The 19,114-nt window shown below is 61.1% G+C and carries 18 protein-coding genes and 1 pseudogene; 9 read left to right on the top strand and 10 right to left on the bottom strand.

Annotation, left to right across the window (positions count from 1 at the left end; all coding sequences use genetic code 11):
- A partial coding sequence (locus tag H290_RS0127105; protein ID WP_020110007.1) for a twin-arginine translocation signal domain-containing protein occupies positions 1-794 on the bottom strand: 794 nt, incomplete at its 3' end.
- A 149-nt stretch (positions 795-943) separates the two neighbouring features.
- Between H290_RS0127105 and H290_RS0127100 the strand changes: the two genes are divergently transcribed.
- The 3 genes from H290_RS0127100 to H290_RS0127090 all read left to right on the top strand — a co-directional run bounded on the left by H290_RS0127100 (position 944) and on the right by H290_RS0127090 (position 2,827).
- The gene (locus tag H290_RS0127100) at positions 944-1,606 is read left to right on the top strand and encodes a TetR family transcriptional regulator (RefSeq protein ID WP_020110006.1); all 663 of its coding nucleotides are present in this window, start codon (positions 944-946) and stop codon (positions 1,604-1,606) included.
- 235 nt (positions 1,607-1,841) lie between these two features.
- Positions 1,842-2,339 carry a pyridoxamine 5'-phosphate oxidase family protein gene (locus H290_RS0127095; RefSeq protein WP_020110005.1) on the top strand — a complete coding sequence of 166 codons (498 nt, stop codon included), beginning with the start codon at positions 1,842-1,844 and terminating at the stop codon, positions 2,337-2,339.
- Positions 2,340-2,389: 50 nt separating this feature from the next.
- The gene (locus H290_RS0127090; RefSeq protein WP_020110004.1) at positions 2,390-2,827 is read left to right on the top strand and encodes a VOC family protein; all 438 of its coding nucleotides are present in this window, start codon (positions 2,390-2,392) and stop codon (positions 2,825-2,827) included.
- A gap of 38 nt (positions 2,828-2,865) precedes the next feature.
- Here H290_RS0127090 and H290_RS0127085 read toward each other — a convergent pair whose 3' ends face one another.
- The 8 genes from H290_RS0127085 to H290_RS0127050 form a co-directional block, all read right to left on the bottom strand.
- A complete protein-coding gene (locus H290_RS0127085) occupies positions 2,866-3,564 on the bottom strand; it encodes an SRPBCC family protein (RefSeq protein ID WP_020110003.1) in 699 nt (232 codons plus the stop codon).
- A gap of 10 nt (positions 3,565-3,574) precedes the next feature.
- A complete protein-coding gene (locus H290_RS0127080) occupies positions 3,575-4,057 on the bottom strand; it encodes a (2Fe-2S)-binding protein (RefSeq protein WP_028463755.1) in 483 nt (160 codons plus the stop codon).
- A complete protein-coding gene (locus tag H290_RS0127075) occupies positions 4,044-4,925 on the bottom strand; it encodes a xanthine dehydrogenase family protein subunit M (protein WP_020110001.1) in 882 nt (293 codons plus the stop codon). Before H290_RS0127075 ends, H290_RS0127080 begins: the two co-directional genes overlap by 14 nt.
- Positions 4,922-7,261 (bottom strand): xanthine dehydrogenase family protein molybdopterin-binding subunit, encoded by a 2,340-nt coding sequence (locus H290_RS0127070; protein ID WP_020110000.1) that lies wholly within the window; start codon positions 7,259-7,261, stop codon positions 4,922-4,924. The genes H290_RS0127075 and H290_RS0127070 overlap by 4 nt, the downstream gene beginning before the upstream one ends.
- On the bottom strand, positions 7,258-8,643 hold the full coding sequence (locus tag H290_RS0127065) for an ABC transporter substrate-binding protein (protein ID WP_231373849.1): 1,386 nt from the start codon (positions 8,641-8,643) through the stop codon (positions 7,258-7,260). The genes H290_RS0127070 and H290_RS0127065 overlap by 4 nt, the downstream gene beginning before the upstream one ends.
- A gap of 29 nt (positions 8,644-8,672) precedes the next feature.
- Positions 8,673-10,148 (bottom strand): aldehyde dehydrogenase, encoded by a 1,476-nt coding sequence (locus H290_RS0127060; RefSeq protein ID WP_110260633.1) that lies wholly within the window; start codon positions 10,146-10,148, stop codon positions 8,673-8,675.
- A gap of 39 nt (positions 10,149-10,187) precedes the next feature.
- Positions 10,188-11,018, bottom strand: a complete 831-nt coding sequence (locus H290_RS0127055; protein WP_020109997.1) for a mycofactocin-coupled SDR family oxidoreductase — start codon at positions 11,016-11,018, stop codon at positions 10,188-10,190.
- Positions 11,019-11,123: 105 nt separating this feature from the next.
- Complete coding sequence (locus tag H290_RS0127050) at positions 11,124-11,882, bottom strand: carboxymuconolactone decarboxylase family protein (RefSeq protein WP_028463753.1); 759 nt, start codon at positions 11,880-11,882, stop codon at positions 11,124-11,126.
- Between the two features lie 76 nt (positions 11,883-11,958).
- On the opposite strand from H290_RS0127050, the gene H290_RS0127045 reads away from it, so the two are divergent.
- Together H290_RS0127045 and H290_RS29965 are read left to right on the top strand one after the other, a co-directional pair.
- A complete protein-coding gene (locus tag H290_RS0127045) occupies positions 11,959-12,624 on the top strand; it encodes a TetR/AcrR family transcriptional regulator (protein WP_020109995.1) in 666 nt (221 codons plus the stop codon).
- Between the two features lie 38 nt (positions 12,625-12,662).
- A pseudogene (locus H290_RS29965) lies at positions 12,663-13,423 on the top strand (mycofactocin-coupled SDR family oxidoreductase).
- A gap of 93 nt (positions 13,424-13,516) precedes the next feature.
- On the opposite strand, the gene H290_RS0127035 reads toward H290_RS29965, so the two are convergent.
- Positions 13,517-14,113 (bottom strand): TetR/AcrR family transcriptional regulator, encoded by a 597-nt coding sequence (locus tag H290_RS0127035; RefSeq protein WP_020109993.1) that lies wholly within the window; start codon positions 14,111-14,113, stop codon positions 13,517-13,519.
- A gap of 162 nt (positions 14,114-14,275) precedes the next feature.
- Between H290_RS0127035 and H290_RS0127030 the strand changes: the two genes are divergently transcribed.
- The 4 genes from H290_RS0127030 to H290_RS0127015 all read left to right on the top strand — a co-directional run bounded on the left by H290_RS0127030 (position 14,276) and on the right by H290_RS0127015 (position 18,895).
- Positions 14,276-15,550 carry a cytochrome P450 gene (locus H290_RS0127030; protein ID WP_020109992.1) on the top strand — a complete coding sequence of 425 codons (1,275 nt, stop codon included), beginning with the start codon at positions 14,276-14,278 and terminating at the stop codon, positions 15,548-15,550.
- Positions 15,550-15,765, top strand: coding sequence for a ferredoxin (locus H290_RS0127025; RefSeq protein WP_020109991.1), 216 nt, complete (start codon positions 15,550-15,552; stop codon positions 15,763-15,765). The genes H290_RS0127030 and H290_RS0127025 overlap by 1 nt, the downstream gene beginning before the upstream one ends.
- Before the next feature lie 602 nt (positions 15,766-16,367).
- On the top strand, positions 16,368-18,101 hold the full coding sequence (locus H290_RS29960; RefSeq protein WP_051122222.1) for an FAD-dependent oxidoreductase: 1,734 nt from the start codon (positions 16,368-16,370) through the stop codon (positions 18,099-18,101).
- A 581-nt stretch (positions 18,102-18,682) separates the two neighbouring features.
- Positions 18,683-18,895, top strand: a complete 213-nt coding sequence (locus H290_RS0127015; RefSeq protein ID WP_028463752.1) for a ferredoxin — start codon at positions 18,683-18,685, stop codon at positions 18,893-18,895.
- Positions 18,896-19,114: the final 219 nt, after the last annotated feature.

The following is a 19,114-nucleotide window of genomic DNA, read 5'->3' as shown; positions in this document are numbered from 1 at the left end:
CCCAGCAGATGGGCACTGAGCTGCCAGGAGTGCAGAAAGCCCTCGGATTCGTCGGCGGCGATCGGTACCTTCCACTTGTTCAGATTGCGCATGACGGTAGTGGGCAGGCTGTGCCAGGTGACCATGATGTCGGCCTGACTGATCGGGACATCCTCGGGTGCGGAGTTCACCCAGTGCGGAGACTGAGGTAGCAGGTGGCGCACCGCGGCATGTGCCAACCGGGTCTTGACGCAGGTGACAACCATTTCGCCGTCGGGCTGATAGGCGTTGAGGGACCCGATGTCATACCCCAACTTCGCGGTCTTGGTGATGCGGTCCTTCATGTCCGCGCCACCCTTGGAGTAGTACACCGCGCGGGCCTCTTTGGGGATGACGGTGCTCATCATGCCGCTGGCGAAGCCGTACAAGACCCCCAGGTAGGTTCCGCGCTTCTGGTTGAAATTGACTGCGCTGACAAGCTTTTCCTGATCGGTCCACGACGGCAGCTGCCGGGCATGTTCCATGAAGTCCCGCAGTTCGGACGGCAGGCCCGCGGGCAATGGCTGAGCGTTCTTGGTCCAGCCCCTGAGCAACTCGTTGACCTTGGGCACTTCTCCACGATCGAGCAATCCGGCAACGACGGGATCGGCCTCGACATCCCACACCCCGCGCGGATCAGCGCCGCTACCAATGCCCGGGACCGAGCCGGCCGGCGACCACGTCCAAGGAGTTGCCGGGGCAATCAGGCTGAACGCACCCGCCGCCCCGACCACCCCGCCGGCCTTGAGCATGTTGCGCCTATTGAATTTGTCCATCTCGAATCCCCGTCCCCATCATGCGCCATTGATACAAAGTGAGTAACTTCGTATCATTGGTACACGCCTGTGGCAGCAATCACAAGATCAGGCACCAATGTCCGATATCACAGGTAAAGGATTGGCCCTTGGAGAACTCAGCTCGATGGTTGTCAGGTGGTCCGTCGGGTCCGCAGTCTCTACTGGAACGCGCGTTCACCGAGGCTCGAGAGTGCAGCGCCAACACCGACGCCACCCGGACCCGACTACTCGATGCGGCATACGAGCAGTTCTGCCGCACCGGGATTCAGCGTTCCTCCGTTGAAGACGTGGCCAAGCGGGCAGGGATGTCGCGCATCACGGTCTACCGGCGGTTCGCGACCAAAGACGCCTTGGTCGAGCACGTCATCCTGAGGGAAATCAGGCGGTACTTCGATCAATTTCGTATCGACATCACAGGCGCCGAGACGGCGGCCGACCGCCTCGTGGTCGGCTTCGTCAGTTCGCTTCAGGCTTTCAGGAGTAATCCGCTGATCGGCAGCCTCATCGCCACCGAACCCAACCTGTCCGTCGGCGCAATGGTCGGCGATGACGGCAGAATGCTTGCCGCGGTAAGACAATTTGTGGCCGGTCAGCTGCGCCGCGAACAACTCGTCGGGAACATAGCCGAAGATCTCGACACTGATCTCACTGCCGAAGTGTTGGTACGCATCTCGGCCTCGTTCCTGACGATCCGCAGTCACGTCGTCAACCTCGATACCGAGGAAGAACTGGTTGCCGTCGCGCGTCAATTCCTCGTGCCCATGCTCCGGCTGCCTCCGGAGCGGAGTTGACGGCAGCACTTCACAACCCGGTCGCCGCCCATTTCAACTAAGCACACCCAGTCATCGGGCAGAAGTATGGGCTACCTGCCACCGGAGTTCAGGGACGCGTTTTGAGGTTTCTTGGACCGAGATGTCCGCATGTCTGGAACGTCATTCGCCGTGGATGTCGAGAACGCCCGGGCGGCTCCGTCCCAGGGGTACGAGCAGCCAAACGGGCCTCGATGACACCGACGAAGGAGCGATCATGCAACCGAACCAGATCGCCGAGATCCTGAACCTCCCGATCAGCCAGGAACTTCTGGCACGCGACCTGCTGCGCATGGCCTACGTCGCGCCTGACGGCACACCCCGCAACATCCCCATCGCCTTCACCTGGAACGGCTCACAGATCGTCGTCTGCACCACGAAAAATGCCGCGAAGCTTCCCTACCTGCGCCACCACCCCGAGGTCGCGCTGACGATCGACAGCGAGGTACATCCGCCGAAGCTCCTGCTCATCCGCGGACGGGCAGAGCTGGACGTCGTCGACGACATCCCGGAGGAGTACCTGCAGATGAACGGCAGCTACGAAATGACGCCCGAACAACGCGTCGAGTGGGAGGCCGAGGTCCGCTCGCTCTACGACGGCATGGTCCGGATCGTGATCACTCCGACCTGGGTGAAACTGATCGACTTCGAAACCACGCTCCCCACCGCGGTCGAGGAACTGATCCAGCAGCGGGCCGAACGTCAGCGCGCGTGAAACGATCAACCCGGCCAGAATGGGCCGCAGCGAATTCAAGGAGGAATCTCATGGCGATCCGCCGGATGGATCACGTCGGCATTGTGGTCGAGGATCTCGCGGCTGCCATCGCGTTCTTTGTCGAACTGGGCCTGGAACTTGAAGGCGAAGCAACAGTCGGTGGCCAGTGGGCCGACGACCTCCTCGGACTGGACGGGGTCCGAGCAGACATCGCCGTCCTGCGGACTCCGGACGGCAATGCCAAGGTCGAGGTTTCGACGTTCCATTCGCCGGCGACCGCCGGCACGGCGCCGAAGGCACCGGTGAACACCCCGGGCATCCCTCGCCTGACGTTCGTCGTCGACGACGTCGCGGACGTCCTCGACCGCCTGCACGCCCATGGCGCCGAACTCGTGGGCACGGTAGCCCAATACGAAGACATCTACCGGTACTGCTACCTACGCGGCCCCGACGGCATCGTCATCGGGCTGGTCGAGGAACTCCAGTAGCGACACCCTTCGCCGCAAGATCGGAACGTGCACAGACCTCAATTTTGCGATCTGCGCGCGAACGCAATACCAGCCAAGAATCCCGTCAGGACCAGCACAACCGCCGGCAACACCTTCTTCAGACCGGCATCAAACCCGGTTGCCTGCAACAAGTCCAACGGCTGCGACACCTTAGGCGCGCTCGACTGTCCGGCGTCGGCGATTTCGCTGTTGCCGTCACGGTCCGGTGATGCAGTCGAAGCACCAGTTGACGTTTCCTCCGGTTCGGTCACCGCTCCAGCTGCGTCTGGACGTACCGCGGAAAGTTCCTCGGCCAAGTTGTCCGCGAACTTCCCGATGAGCATCTCTGCCACTTCGTTGAGGGTGCCGCGTCCGAACTGCGCCGGTTTGCCGGTGATGTCGAGATCGGTTTCCACAAAAACATCTGTCGTGTCACCGGATTCCGCCAACCTGCAGGTGATGAGCGCTTTGGCGGTACCGTTTCCGCGAGCTTCCCTGGCCCCACCCTCCAGTACGGCCACGTGAGCGGATTCATCGCGGGAGACGATTTTGATGACACCCTTGTACGTCAGGCCAATCGGACCGAGTTTGACCTTCATCTTGCCGTTGAACTCATCACCCTGCCGCGAGGTGACCTCGGCACCGGGTACACACGGTGCGATTCGTTCGAGATCGAGCAGTACCTTCCAGGCGTCGGCAGTGGGCACCGGTATGTTGAAGTTGTTCTCGAGCTTCATGTTCTGTCCTTCAGTGCGGTTGGTCGTCGGCCTCTGCGGCGGCTCGCACCGCTGCGATGATTCCCTGATAACCCGTGCAGCGGCACAGGTTTCCGGAGATGCCTTCTCGGATCTCGTCATCTGACGGTCGTGGGTTGTCTTTCAGTAGCGCAGTTGCCGTCATGACAAACCCCGGAGTGCAGAACCCACACTGCAGTCCGTGATTGTCGCGAAATGCGGCTTGAACTGTGGACAGGGTGCCGTCTTTCGACGCGATACCTTCGATCGTGGTGATCTCGGCACCGTCGGCCTGGACTGCAAACACCAAACAGGCGCGTACAGCCTCACCGTCGAGCATCACCGAGCAGGCCCCGCATACCCCGTGCTCGCAGCCCAGATGCGTGCCGGTCAAACCGCAGTCGACCCGCAGAAAATCCGCCAGTGTCAGCCGCGGCGGCACCGAATGCCGTTGCGGCACACCGTTGACACGTACTTCAATATCAATGTTGGTCATTGATCGCTCCCTCTACGGCGCGACGCCAGGCGCGCGCCACCATCAACGAACCCACACGTTTTCGGTAATCCGCCGATCCGTGCAGATCGGCGGGTATCGAGCTCAACGACGCCAATGCGTCGACTCCGATCCCGTCAGGCTCAATGTCATCAGCGCGCAGGCCGATCACGGACTGTTCTACTGTCTGAACCCGCACCACCGACGAGGCGAGTCCGAACAAGGCGATGGCACAATGTTCGACCCGTGAGTCGGCGTCGAGACGGACGCTCACCGCAGCGCCGGCGATTGCGAAGTCTCCACTGCGCCGGGCGAATTCCTCGATGGCATATCCAGTTCGACCGCTTCGGATCGGTACGATGACGCCGGTCAGGATTTCGTCCTCGGCAAGTTCGGTACCCCACAATCCTTTGAAGAAGTCCGTCGCCGCGATCCTGCGCACACCACGAGGAGAAATTGCATCGAACTCGGCGTCGAGCGCCAAAGTCACTGCGGGATACTCGGCCGCAGCATCCGCATGGGCGATGGATCCGCCGATCGTCCCTCGATTGCGAATCTGGAAATGACCGATGAGCGGAGTGGCCTCGGCCAGCAGCGGCACGTTCGAGCGGATCTGCGCCGACCTGCCGATCGCCGTATGCGTGGTTCCGGCTCCGATCCACACCGAGTCGTCGCGAACCTCGATGCCGCGCAGGTCACTGATACGCCTCAAATCCACCAGGTGGTCGAAGGCGGCCAGCCTCAGATTGAGCATCGGCATCAAACTCTGCCCGCCGGCGATGATCTTCGCATCATCACCGAGTTCCGACAGCAGTTGTACGGCCTCATCGATCGTGGCCGGTGAGTGATAGTCGAACGCAGCCGGTTTCACTTGTCACCCGCCCCGGCTCGCGCGGCCTCGATCAGGCCGACGATTCTCGACGGCGACAAGGGCAGACGGCTGATCTCGACACCCAGCGGAGCCAGCGCGTCGGCCACGGCATTCACGACCGCAGGAGACGACCCGATTGCACCACCTTCGCCGACGCCCTTGTACCCACCCGGACCTTGACTCGGTGTCTCGACGTGTCCGAGTTCGATGACCGGCACTTCAGTTGCTGTTGGCAACAGGTAGTCCATGAATGTTGTGGTCACGGGATTTCCGCTCTCGTCGTAGGCCGACTCTTCGTAGAGTGCACCACCGATTCCTTGCACGGTACCGCCCCAGATCTGACCCTCGACGACGCTGGGGTTGATCATCGGGCCGCAGTCGTCGCTGACGATGTAGCGCAGCAATGTGACTGCGCCGGTGTTGACGTCGACCTCGCAGGTACATACGTGGGTCGCGTTGGCCCAGATCATCGGGAGTGGCGATCGGTAGCGTCCACTCGCCTCTAGTCCGGCCGGTACACCGGCGGGAAGCCCTTCAACACCGAAGTACGCAATGTCTGCGATCTCGGCCAAAGACAGTTCAACATCGGGAACGCCGCGAACGGTTGCCCGGCTCCGGATGAACTCGATGTCGTCGACCTGGGCATCGAGGCGGTGCGCTGCAATCGCCAGAATTCGCTCGCGAAGGCCCGCTGCTGTCTCGTTGATGGCACCCGCGGTCATCGAACCCGAACGACTGCCTCCCGTGCCGCCACCGAAAGGGGTGACCGCGGTGTCGCCTTGAATGGTGTTGACATCGCCGATGTCCACACCCAGCGCGTCAGCGGTCAACTGGATGACGGTGGTCTCCAGGCTGTTGCCGGCAGATCCACCGGCGACATACACGTTGACCTTGCCCGACGGCTCGATCCGGATTGTTGCGCCTTCGGTGACGTGGAACGGAGCGGCGCCGGCAGTGGGTTCGAGATAGGTACAAGTACCGACACCCAGGTATCGCCCTGCCGCCCTGGCCGCTTCCTGCTCGGCACGAAATGCCTCATAGTCCAGTATCGACAGGGCCTGCTCGAAGGTCTCCGACGGAGTGGCATCGCTGTAGGGCATGCCGTTGGGGCTTATCATCGGCATGTCTTTGCTGCTCAACATGTTTCGTCGGCGTAGTTCCACCGGGTCGATGCCGATCTGACGGGCGGCCGTGTCGAGGAGCACCTCGCGGGCCATGGACTCGAACTGCCATGGCCCCCGGTATGCGACACGTCCAACAGTATTCGAGTAGAACAACTTCAGACTGAAGGTGGCGTCGGTGACCCGATACGGACCGGGGAACAGCATCCCGACGACCGAGGCCGCTGTCAGCGGAGACGTGATCGGGTACGCACCCACGTTCTGGACATGCTGCAGTTGCGCGGCGAGAATGTGCCCGTCCTCGTCGAAAGCCATTCGGGCTTCGCCGTGTTCTTGCCTTGCCATTCCCGCAGACATGAGGTGTTCTTGTCGATCCTCGATCCACTTGAGCGACGCCGACAGTTTCGTTGCGGCCAGCATCACGGCCATGTCCTCGCGCTGAGGCGCCACCTTCTGACCGAAGCCGCCGCCCGTATCGCGAACCACGACACGTACGCGATGCTCGTCGATGCCCAGCAGACGAGCGCATACGAGGCGGGTTTCGTGCGGCGATTGGGTTGACGTCCATATCTGCATCTCCCCGGACGACGCAGACCATTCGGCGATGATGCCGCGGGTCTCCATCGGCATCGGCATATACGCCTGCTGGTAAATGCTCTGCGTAACAACGTGTCGCGCGCCGTCGAAGATGGGAGCCAGATCTTCCGCCGGCCTTCCACCCAACTCGCCGGCGCTATTCCCCGGATACTGCGGATGGACCAGGTTCTCGGACTGATCCGCAGTCGTGTAATCGACGACCGGCGTCAGTGGGTCGTAGTCCACCACAACCAGTTCCGCCGCATCCTCGGCCACGTATCGATCGCGGGCCACGACCAGAGCAACCGGGTCTCCGACGAATCGGACCTCTCCATCGGCGAGGGGCGGCCATTGAAACGTCGGAAAGTAACGGCCATCGAGCGAGTACCGAACCTCGTGCACGAGGGGGTTGAGGTCATTGGCGAGGAATATCGCTTCCACGCCGTCCAGTGCCACTGCCTCGGAGATATCGATCCCGAGGATACGTCCACGAGGTAGCGGGCTTCGAACGAAGCAGGCGTGCCACATGCCCGGACGTATCACGTCGTCCACGTAGGTCCCGGTTCCCGTGAGCAGTCGAGGATCCTCAGTCCTCGGAACGCGGGTGCCGACGTACTGCTCGATGACCGTTCTCGTCATTTGACGTCGGCCATGGTCTTGCCGACGTCGGCCAAGGTGAGCGGTGTGCCGTAATTCTTGGTGTACTTGTAGGGCGGGACGTTGCACCGGAACGGGCCTGCGTCAGGCTTGAAATCGGCTGTCTCCCAACCCTCCGGGGTCAGTTGCTCGATGTTGAAGCACCCTGACGGCGGGGCCGGCTGAGACACGTTCACCGAGGCGTGCAATCCGCCGCCTGTCCATGCTGTTTCGGCGGTCGCGGTGCTGAGCAAGCAAGTTCGCGTCAGGTCATCGCCACAGGCCGACGCAGACTTGGCGAACAGCAACCATGCTGACATCGCGCGGACCGCCGGCAAGGTGAGCTTCTCACCCGGCGCGTACTTCTCCCACAACTCGTTGAGCTGTTTCATCGGCAGGGCATCACTACTCAGGGGAAGGTTGCCGCCCAGATCGACGTAGTTGCTCTGGTAGCCGGCTGAGGTGCCCGCGAGGTCTGCGAACTGTTCTCCGTAAGCGCTGCTATTCGTATCGATCCAGTCGAGCTTGTATTCCATACTCGTCAAAACGGACTCGAGTTTGGCCAGTTGCGAGAATTCACCATAGAAGATGAGGCCCTTGACTCCCTTGCTCTTCATGGCCTGGGCGTACGGAGTCCAATCCGAAACGCCCATCCCCGGATACAGGTCGTTGTAGACGAACGTCCCGCCCGCAGCCTCGGTTGATTCGACCGCCTGCTCGCCAAGTACCTTCGTCACCGGCGAATCGCCGTTGATGATGCCGACAGCATTCGCGGAATCCGGATGCGCATCCTTGATCAGCCACTGCCGGAACCCGAAGTAGGGGTCATATCCGGGAACCTGTGTGGGATCAGCGGCGACCTCGAGAGCCGAACCCACGGACGTCAATTGAGCTACCTGGGCCGGGAAGCTGGGCAACAGGCAGCTGACGCGCTCTTTCACCCCGAGACCGTCGAGCGCGGCCCCTCCGCCAACCAGCGCAAAGTCGTCACGGCACGCGTTCAACATCTGCTTGCGCACGTCCATCAGTCTGGAGTCGCGGATATTGGCAACGACCTTGCGTCCGTTGATGCCCCCCAGCTCGTTGCACCACGACGTGAAAACGTTGGCAGCGTTGACGAATTCGGCGTTCTTGTTGAAGCCGACATCCGAGAAGACGCCAACCTTGATGTCCTGGGCGGTAACGCCCTGAGTAGGCGCGGAAGAAGCCGATCCTCCCTGACATACATCGGATAGATCTCCGAAACCACTCGCGATGTCGCTGGCGGATGAGGCCGATCCACCGCCACCCTGATCGTCTTCACCCCCGTCGCCACTGCGTCCACTACAACCAGCAACCAGCAACACTGCTGCCATCAGACCGATGAGCATGCGATGTGATTTCATTCTTCCTCCTCGAATATGTCCGGCACAGCTCACATACCGATACGGATGTTTTTCACCTGTTGGAACTCATGGAGACCTTCGAGTCCCCCGGCTCGGCCCGTACCACTTTGCTTGTAGCCTCCGTACGGGCCCTGCGGCGAAATATCACTGTTTCGGTTGACCCACACCGAACCGGACTCCAGCTGGCGGGCAACCCGATGTGCGCGAGTGAGATTCGCGGTCTGCACGAACGCATTGAGCCCAAAGGTGGTGTCATTGGCCATGGCAACTGCCTCAGCTTCATCGGCAAACCGCATCACCGACACGACTGGACCGAACGTCTCCACGGTCGCCAGCGGCGACCGATTGTCGACGTCGCCGAAGACAGTGGGCTCAATATAGAAACCGGAACTGAGTTCTCCGCCGAGCCGGCGGCCACCAGTGATCAGTTCACCCATGTTCTCATCGACCGCACGATCGATGATCGCCAATATCCGTTCGGTGGAGGCCTGGCTGACCACGGGGCCCAGCATGACGCTGGGATCGAAAGGGTCACCAATCGGTGCAGAATCGATCACCTTCAAGAATCGCTCCAGGAAAGCGTCATAGACCTTGTCCTGCACCATAATTCGACTGCCGCATGCACAACTCTGCCCGGACTGACCGAGCGGGCCCTGCCACGCTGCCAGAATGGCCGCCTGATCGAGGTCCGCATCCTCGAAGACCAGATTGGCAGATTTGCCACCCAGCTCGGTTGCCACCGGTGTCAGGTTCGGAGCTGCTGCGGTGATGATCTTCCTCGCGGTGTCGCCGCCACCGGTGAAGTGGATCTTGCCGATGCCCGGATGACGGACCAGTGCGGCACCACCTTCTGGGCCTGACGGCAAGACGTTCACCAGCCCTGGCGGCAATCCGACTTCTACGCAGATTTCTCCGAACCGCAGGGGTGTAAACGGGGACAGCTCGGATGGCTTGAGGATCACCGCGTTCCCGGCCGCCAAGGCGGGAGCCACGTTCAGCCCGACCACAACCATCGGGCCGTTCCACGGCGCGATGATGCCGACCACGCCGAACGGCTCTCGCTCGATGAGGTTGACGTCGAACTTGCTCGACACCGGGGTACTGGATCCCGAGGCCTTGTCCACCCACCCGGCGTAATACCGGATGAACCCCTCGGCGAGCATGACGTGGCCGGGGCTCGTCCGGACCGGAACAGCGAAGTCGTGGACGTTGAAGCGGGACAGACGATCAACATCCGCCTTGACTGCATCGGCAAGGTCGAACATCAGATCTCTCCGACGTTCCGGCGGCATCGAGATCCACTCGCGCTGAGCCTCTTTGGCCGCGATCACGGCGCGGTCGACCTCGCGATCGCCGGCCAGCTCGATGGTGGCGTTGGATTCTCCGGTGGCCGGGTAGATGTGGTCGTACGTGCCGCCGGATGAGCCGGTCACCCGGTCACCACCGATGAGCAGGGCGGTGGGCAGGTCTTCGGCCGGCGGTGCAAATACAGTATTTGAGATCATGTCGTCCTCGACGTCAGACATCGTCTTCGCAGACCGATGTCAGCGAATCATGAAGCCGGCGTCCAGCGCCCACTCGGTGCCGGTGATGAACTTCGCCTCATCGGAGACCAGGAACGCCACTGCGTTGGCGACATCTTCGGGTTGAAGCATCTCGATGGGCAATGCGTTCTGCATCCCGGAGATCGAGTTGGCGCCTCCGGCGGACGCTTCCTCGAACAACTTCATCATTGCCTCGTTCATCGTCATGCCAGTGGCCACACCGGTCGGATGGATGGTGTTGACGCGAATCCACTCGGGAGCAAGGGAACTCGCGAGTCCCTGCATCAGGGCAACCAGACCCCGTTTTGCCGACGCGTAGGCCATACCGCTCGCGTGCAACGACGCAGATGCTTTCAGGCCGGCGGTGGAGCTGGTGATCACGATTGATCCACCGCGACCGCCTTCGCGCAATGCCGGAAGGGCGGCTCTGACGGTGTGGAACACCCCGGTGAGGTTGGTGTCGATGACGTCATTCCAGTCGGCCAGGAAGTCGTCCGATTCCGATCCCATGCGGATGATTCCGGCATTCGCCAGAACGATGTCCACTCGACCAAATTCTGCAAATCCGGCATTGAATGCCTCCGAGAGACCCTGGAAGTCTCGGACATCGGCTTTCCGCGCAACTATTCGGCGATCTTCCTTCTCGACCAGACGGACCGTCTCTGCCAAGTCGTCTTCGCTTGCGTTCGGGTAAGTCATCGAAGCGACGTCTTCGCAGATGTCGACAGCGATGATGTCGACGCCCTCTTGGGCCAAGCGCACCGCGTGGGCGCGGCCCTGACCACGCGCCGCGCCGGTGATGAATGCAACGCGACCTTCAAGTCCTGACATGTGGGTACAACTTCCTTTTCTGGCTCTACGGCCGTCGAACAAATATTGGGGAGAAGCTCGGGATCGGCGGCCTGGGCGAGCAATCAGCGGCCTCGACCGTGTGCGTCAGTTACCGAGTCGAGCCCACGCATCCTCTGCGACAGCGTGAAGTGCTTCACCCTTGGCGAATCCGGAGTAGGCGGATAATTGAAGGACGACCTCATCCATCTCGGCTTTGGTGATATCGCCCGATTCGAGTGCCGATCCGGTGTGCGACTGCAGCGGTATCAGCGAATCACACACGGCCACGGAAGCAACCGTGATGAATCTACGGTCCCGTCGGGTCAGCCCGGGGCGTTGCCAGACGTGCCCAAACACGAAATTCAAGATGCCGGCGTGAATGTAGGGGGTTTCAGGCTTGGGAGCGTTGATGAGGTTGACGTCGGTGAACTCTTTGATGCCCCGGGCAATCCGCTCGTCCCAGTCGTTCGGACCGAGCGATGCCTGGTCGGGGGCCGTCAATGCACCTGATCGTCCCTCAGCGATCTCCATCGTCGCCCACTGCCGCCGGATGACACCTTCCAGGTGGGAGGCCTTCGGCCAGCCGTTGTAGACAGCAAAGTGAAGAACAAACTCCAGCATTTCGTTGATATCGATGTCGCCGCTGGTGAGAGCGGCACGCACATGATCTTCGATCGGCTGTTGCGCATCCGCTGCACCCACGCAGGTCAGCGTCACCCATCGCCTGTTTCGTCGACTCAGTCCTGGTCGGGACCACACCTGACCTACGAGGAAATCGCGCTGCGCGTCGACAAAGGGCGTCGTCACGGCAGGTGGATCTGCCATCATGATCTCGCTATAAGTAGCGGGGGCCAAAGATTCCATTGCTTGTCCTACCTTCAGATCGTATGACTGAAGAATAAGTCGTGCGACCTACTTTTGTCCATGGTTTCATTGAAAGATGTCCAGCCCCCGGTTCAGCGCGCCCGCCAAAGAGCGTTTGGTACTCACTGCCGAGCGTCTCTACGCAATCCACGGACTCGACGGTGTGCCGATGCGTCAGATAGTCACTGAGGCCGGTATGGCAAACAAGACCGCGGTGCAGTACCACTTCGGATCGAAAGAAGGTCTGATCGAGGCAATCCTGATCAACCGGCTCGACGATCTGGATCGCCGCCGCGAACTGCTCCTGGCACGCGCGCCGGCGCACGACTTGCGTTCGGTGTTGGAGGCTCACCAATTGCCGTTGATCGAACTTGCAGAGGACAACAATTGTTATTATCTGCAGTTCCTTGAACAGCTGGCACGCAAGGCCAACCCGATTCATGCACTCCCGGCCCACAACCTCGACGCGGAGCGTGCCTACTATGAGCGCGTCGATGCGTTGCTGCCTGAGATTCCAAAACCACTGCGAAACCTAAGGATTCAGCAAACTTCCGCAGCAGCTTTGCACGCATGCGCCGACCGCCACCAAACCCGAGTGTTTGGCTCACCCGTTCCGCCCTACGCAGTTCACGTAAGTCAGCTGCTCGACAGTTTGATGGCGACGCTTACAACACAACCGTCTGAAGAGACGTTGGCGGCATTGGATGCCTGGTCCGACGAAGGCGTAACCAGCGCAAGCTGACCACCTGTACGACGGTCGGTGTGGCCACGCGGGAGTCAATAGGCGGAAAAACCGCCCTCCCACGCGAAGAGAATCATCACTTCGCGGGACGACGTGGCCAAGGGCGCAGTCACGCAGTGCGATTGGCAGAGGAAGGTGCCGACATCATCGCCGTCGACGTCTGTGGGCCGATCTCCGACGAGAAGGCGATGTGCGCGACTACGACGCCCTCAAAACCGCCGTGGACGACGGTGCCAAGGAACTGGGGAAGCTCGATGTCATCGTTGCCAACGCCGGCATCGGCAACGGCGGCGCGACCTTGGACAAAACCAGTGAGCGCGACGGGCAGGAAATGATTGACGTCAACTTATCCGGGGTTCGGAAGACAGTCAAAGCCGGTGTACCGCATCTGATATCGGCCGGCAATGGTGGATCGATTATTCTGACCAGCTCAGTCGGCGGCCTCAAAGCCTATCCGCATACCGGACATTACATCGCCGCCAAGCACGGAGCGGTGGGCCTGATGCGCAGTTTCGGCGTCGAACTCGGCGAGCACTCGATCAGAGTCAACGCTGTGTGTCCGACCAACGTGAACACCCCGATGTTCGTGAACGAGGGCACCATGCGAATGTTCCGCCCCGACCTCGAAAACCCCGGGCCCGACGACCTCGAGGTTGTCGCGAAGATGATGCACGTACTGCCGATCGGCCGGGTCGAGCCGAGGGACATCAGCTATGCAGTTCTGTTCCTGGCGTCGGACGAAGCCCGCTACATCACCGGGGCCACTCTGGCCGTCGACGCCGGTAGCCTCCTCAAGTAGCCCGATGACCAGGCCCGTGCAGCCGGAACGCCGCGAATGCACGGATTTGGTCATTCGATCAGAACAGACCACAAGACCGACGCGGTCGCGGACCTACGTGTTCGCAGTCCGCGCTGAGTCGAACTCGTCGAGAATGCGGTTGACGAAGGCAGTGAGTTCGGCGTGCCCAGCAGTGAGTCCGACCGCTTGTTCATTGCGAAGGTTGCGAGCCATGCCGGTGAGTACCATCGCCATCACAATCGGTGGGTACTTGTCGAGGTCAACGCCCTGCGAACGTAGGACCATGGTGACCGCGGCCGTCTCGATGTCACGAACTCGCTCGGCCGACGCTTTCATTTCCGCACCGATCACCTTGCGATGGTTCGCCAAGGCCATGAACTCGGTATTGAGCTTTGTCCCCCTGGCATCCCCACTGACCAGCCACAATGCGCGCAGTGGATCGTTCTCCTCCAAGGCCCGGCGCTGGCGTTCGAGCGTGACTTCCGCACCGGAGCGCACCACCTCGAGAAAGAGATCGTCCATTGTCGGAAAGTAGTAGTACACCAACGCCTGCTTGACTCCCGCACGCGCGGCCACCTTGCGCGATGTCGCCGCCGCGTACCCCTCCTCGTACATGATCTCGACCGTGGCCTCCAACAGCCGAGTCCGGGCGTTGACGTTCTTGCCCCCGTCTGTCCGCGAGGTCGCCATCTCAATTCCTCCCGAGACCGGTGGTGCCCGAACTCGGCGTCCGAAGTGGCCTCGACCGGTCGTTCGCGCACGTGCTACCCATGACTCAATGTAACATTCTGATCAGTCGATCAGTTTTAGGGACTACCTCAGCTCAACATCCAACTCTTTGAAAGGCCTCTAATGGTTGATGTCACAAAGGCAGACTTCTTCAGCGACCCCGCCTTGGCGGACGATCCGTATCCGTATTTCGACGAGCTGCGCTCCCGCTGCCCGGTGCACCCGATCGCGACCCCCCGTGTCATGGCAGTGACGGGATACGAGGAAGCGATCGAGGTCTACCGGGACCCAGAAGTGTTCTCGGCCTGTAATTCGGTCGCCGGCCCCTTCCCCCCACTGGAGGGTCAGCCTGAAGGCGACGACATCAGCGACTACGTGGAACAGAATCGGGAGCACTGGGGATTCTTCGAATACCTGATCACCATGGACGGTGAGCCACACGAGCGCGAACGCGGCCTCCTTCGTCGCATCATGACGCCGCGTCGCCTCAAGGAGAACGCCGACGCCATGGCAGCCCTCGCCGACCAATGCCTCGTCGACAATGTACGCACCGGGTCGAGCGAAATCATCGCGGACTACACCCGGCCGTTCACCACGCTGGTCATCGCCGACCTGCTCGGCATGCCGGACGAAGACCGGGAAAACCTGCGGATGAGCAACTTCAAGTCCAAAGTAGTTGGCGCCCTTGGAAGTTCACAGACCGTCGAGACCAACCTGCTTCAGTACTGTGAAGAACGTTTTATGGAATACGTCATCGACCGGCGCCAGAACCCGCGGGAGGACGTGCTGACGCAACTCGCAACCGCCACGTACCCCGACGGTTCCACCCCGGAGCCCGACGTGGTCGTACGCCTGGCATCTTTCCTATTCGGCGCCGGCCAGGACACTACCGCACGCCTGATCGGCTCAGCCCTTCGTATCATCGCCGAAGATCAAGAACTACAAGCGAAACTGCGCGAAGACAAGAAGCTCATCGCGCCGTTCGTCGAAGAAGTGCTGCGCACCGAAAGCCCCACCAAGAGCGACTTCCGGTTCACCAAGACGGCCGTCAACCTCGGTGGCGTCGACATTCCGCCAGGAACCACGATGATGGTGCATCCGGGCGCCTGCAACCGCGACGACCGCAAGTTCGAAAACCCCGACGAGTTCGACCTCACTCGCGAAAACAACAACCAACACATCGCATTCGGCCGCGGCGCGCACACCTGCCCCGGGGCGCCCCTGGCACGCGTGGAAGCCACCACCACCGTTGATCGATACCTCGCCAACACTGGAAACATCGCCATCAACGAGGACAAGCACGGTCCGGCCGGCAATCGCCGGTACAGCTACGAAAAGACCTACCTCCTGCGCGGCTTGTCCGAACTTCACCTCCTGTTCACCCCGCCGGCCGCTTGATGGGAAAGACAATGAGCACGTCACGATTGAAGGTCGACAAAGCCCGATGCGAGGGTCACGCACTGTGTGCACAGAACGCACCAGACATCTTCGACATCGGCGACGATGATTTGGCAGTCTGGGTCGAGTATCCGCCCGAAGGTACCGAAAAAGAGGTCCGTGCCGCGATCGCGGCCTGCCCCCGCCAGGCGATCAGCCTCTTCGAGGAAAGCTGATCCGGGGAACAACACCCACTTACATCTGGCCGATCTCGACTTCCACCACCATCGGAGTCGTTGTCGGCCACTTGTCTTCGTCGGCGTCTGCCACATTCGTGGCGCATGTATCCGTCGATTACCGAGTCGGTGTCTCGCGCACTCCGTCGAGGAAGCGCCGAGTGGATTCGACTCACGAGTTCGACCATCAGGACGTCGACTTGATCGATCGATCAGTTCATCCATCCATCCGAGCTCACGGGAACTGCTGTCACAAGTCGTCTATCCGGCCGTGGCTGCCCGCATCCTCGCCGATCGCGATGAGCGACATGACTATACGATCGCGAGATCGACGGTCGTCCACTTGACCATCCTTTGCGGCCCATGCTATCCATGGCTTACGCTAGCATTCTGATCAATCGATCAACAGTTTTGCGGAACGCAACCGACGAGTTCGAGTTGCGATCGCCGCCCGCCCCACGTCAGCCGATCAGCACCATCGACCACCCACTGAATTTGAACATACGCAGCGCTAGCCGATTTCGTTGAATGAGCGACCGCTGGATCCGGTGTCGGCTATGCCGCGCTCCAAAACCACCCCCGCCGAGAGAAGGACCTCAGAAATGGCATACGTAATAACGCAGCCTTGTTGCAACGATGCCACCTGTGTCAGCGTGTGCCCGGTGAACTGCATTCATCCCACGCCGGATGAGCCCGAGTTCGGCAGCGCTGAGATGTTGTTCATCGATCCTGAGACGTGCATCGATTGTGGTTCGTGTATCGATGCATGTCCTGTCGAAGCAATCTTCCCTGAAGAGGTCCTCACCGAGCAGCAGGAAAGATATCTGCAGATCAACGCCGACTACTACGACGATCACAGCGTAGACGCGGGGCTGATGGCGCGGCCCAAACGCGTACAGCTACCCGATGATCGGCACTTGAAAGTGGCGGTCGTCGGCGCCGGGCCCGCAGCGTTCTACGCTGCCGAGGAGTTGTTGAAACACCCGACCACGACGGTCGACATGTTCGATCGACTGCTAACCCCGTACGGTCTCGTTCGAGCAGGGGTAGCTCCTGATCATCCGTCGACCAAATTGGTGGACAAAACGTTTGCCACGGTCGCTGCTAATCCTGCGTTCGGATATCACCTCGGAGTCGAGGTGGGTACCCATGTATTCCACTCCGAACTGGCTGACAGGTATGGCGCAGTCATCTACGCGCACGGAGCCTCTACCGACAAACCACTCGGAATCGACGGCGAGAACTTGCCCGGCAGTATCGCGGCGACAGATTTTGTGGCGTGGTACAACGGCCATCCTGACTACTCGGGTCGACGATTTGACCTATCTGGAGAGCGAGCGATAGTGGTGGGCAACGGTAACGTCGCTTTGGACGTTGCGCGGATCCTCCTCCGCGATCCCGCAGAACTGTCGTCGACCGACATCGCCGACCACGCACTGACCGCGTTGCGCGCCAGCAACATTCGGGAGGTCGTGCTGTTGGCGCGTCGTGGTGTCGCGCAGGCTGCGTACACGATCGGCGAGTTTTTGGCGATGGGCGACATTGCGGATGTGGATGTCGTCATCGACCCCGCCGAACTGGTGCTCGACGCCGACAGTGCACGGGCAAGGGCGCAGGGCACGCTCGATTCGACCATCGCGACGAAATTACGGATTGCCGAAGAGTTCGCCGCCCGCACTCCAACTCCAGGGCGGAAGCGTGTGGTGTTCCGCTACCTCTTGTCCCCGGTGGCAATCTATGGAACACCCGAGACGGGGGCGGACACTCTTGTATGTGCGCGAAATGCCTTCGTAGGCGATGGCGGCGGCAAATCTGCGCAAGTCGCTCCTACCGGGGAGTCCGCCACTTTCGCCACCGGACTGGTGATGCGGGCGATCGGCTATACCGGAGTTCCTCTGGTCGACTTGCCGTTCGACGCTGCCCGTGGCGTGGTCCCGAATGAATCTGGCCGAGTTACGGAAACCCCCGATGGGTCCGTCGTCCCCGGACTCTACGTCGCCGGATGGATCAAACGCGGCGCAAGTGGCGGCATCGGGATGAACCGGCTCTGCGGTCAGGAGACCGCCCGGGCGGTGATCGCGGACTTCGTCGCAGGTATCCTGCCCGAACCCACCGACACGCTGTCGGACATTGCGCACATCGCAGCCGGACGAGGTGCGCATGTGCTCGGCAAGTCCGAGTGGGCGAACATCGACCGCTACGAACGCGAGACCGGCAAGGTCGACGGTCGCCCGCGGATCAAGCTGGTCCGAACCGACGACTTGATGAGTGCAGCGCGGGGCGAATACCTGACCGGACAGGTGCCATCAAGCGCCGGCATAGTTTCTACGGCGTAAGTCCCAAGCGGCCAATGTCCCGCTGACAACGAAACGGGGGCGCGATGATCTCGGCCCCGTTTTTGGTCGACGACTCACTTACCGATGCGGTGACCACCGGTGATCAGTTCACCCAACTTCTCCTCAACCGCACGCAAATCCACTCCGAAGCAAGGGAACTCGCGAGCCCCTGCATCAGAGCAACCAGTCCCATTCGCCGAGGCGTAGGCCATACCTGGCGAACATCGACGCAGCTGCTTTCAGGCCGGCGGTGGAACTGGTGATCACAGTGGATCCACCACGACCACCTACACGCATTGCCGGAAGAGCACCTCTGACCTACCTCCATATCGTGCGACTGAAGAATAAGTCTTGTGACCTACTTTTATACATGCAATACTTGACGGACAGACACTCCATCCGTTTTTCAAGAACTTCACCGATTTCCGCGCCCGAACCGGGTTGCCGATTCTGGTCGTCTGCAGGCGCGGCTCAACCCGGTCGCCCGGCATGCAGGGCGCCAGTCAATGGCTCCGTCCGGGACCTACACCGGTTCGGCAGCTGACGGCTACCGGATCGCACACTGCTCGAGAGGACACCAGATGACGTCATCAAAGAAGAGACTGCAAGTGGACCCTCAGCTGTGCGAAGCGCACGCGCTGTGCGTCGAGATCGCACCTGAGGTGTTCGTACTCAACGACGACGCCGACGTCGCCACCTGCGACGAAGATCCGCCAGAAGCCCTGTTGCCGGACGTCAAGGCCGCCATCAGCGGGTGCCCACGTCAGGCCATCAGCATGGTCGACAGACCCTGACCGCCGATACGCACAAACCAGCCCACTTCGCACTGCCCCCACAACCCGAAGGGACCCCTAGTCTCATGACCGACATCGCTTCCGCCGACTACTTCACCGACCCGGCACTGGCTCAGAGCCCGTTCGAGTACTTCGATGCTCTCCGAGAACTGGGGCCCGTCTACCGCGAGCCCCACCACAACGTCGTTGTCGTCACCGGTCACTCAGAAGTAATCGAAG

It is taken from the genome of Nocardia sp. 348MFTsu5.1 (assembly GCF_000383535.1).
In the GTDB taxonomy this organism is placed as follows: Bacteria; Actinomycetota; Actinomycetes; order Mycobacteriales; family Mycobacteriaceae; genus Williamsia; species Williamsia faeni.
Note: the sequence above shows the minus strand (reverse complement) of the source record. Positions and strands in the feature narration are given on the sequence as shown.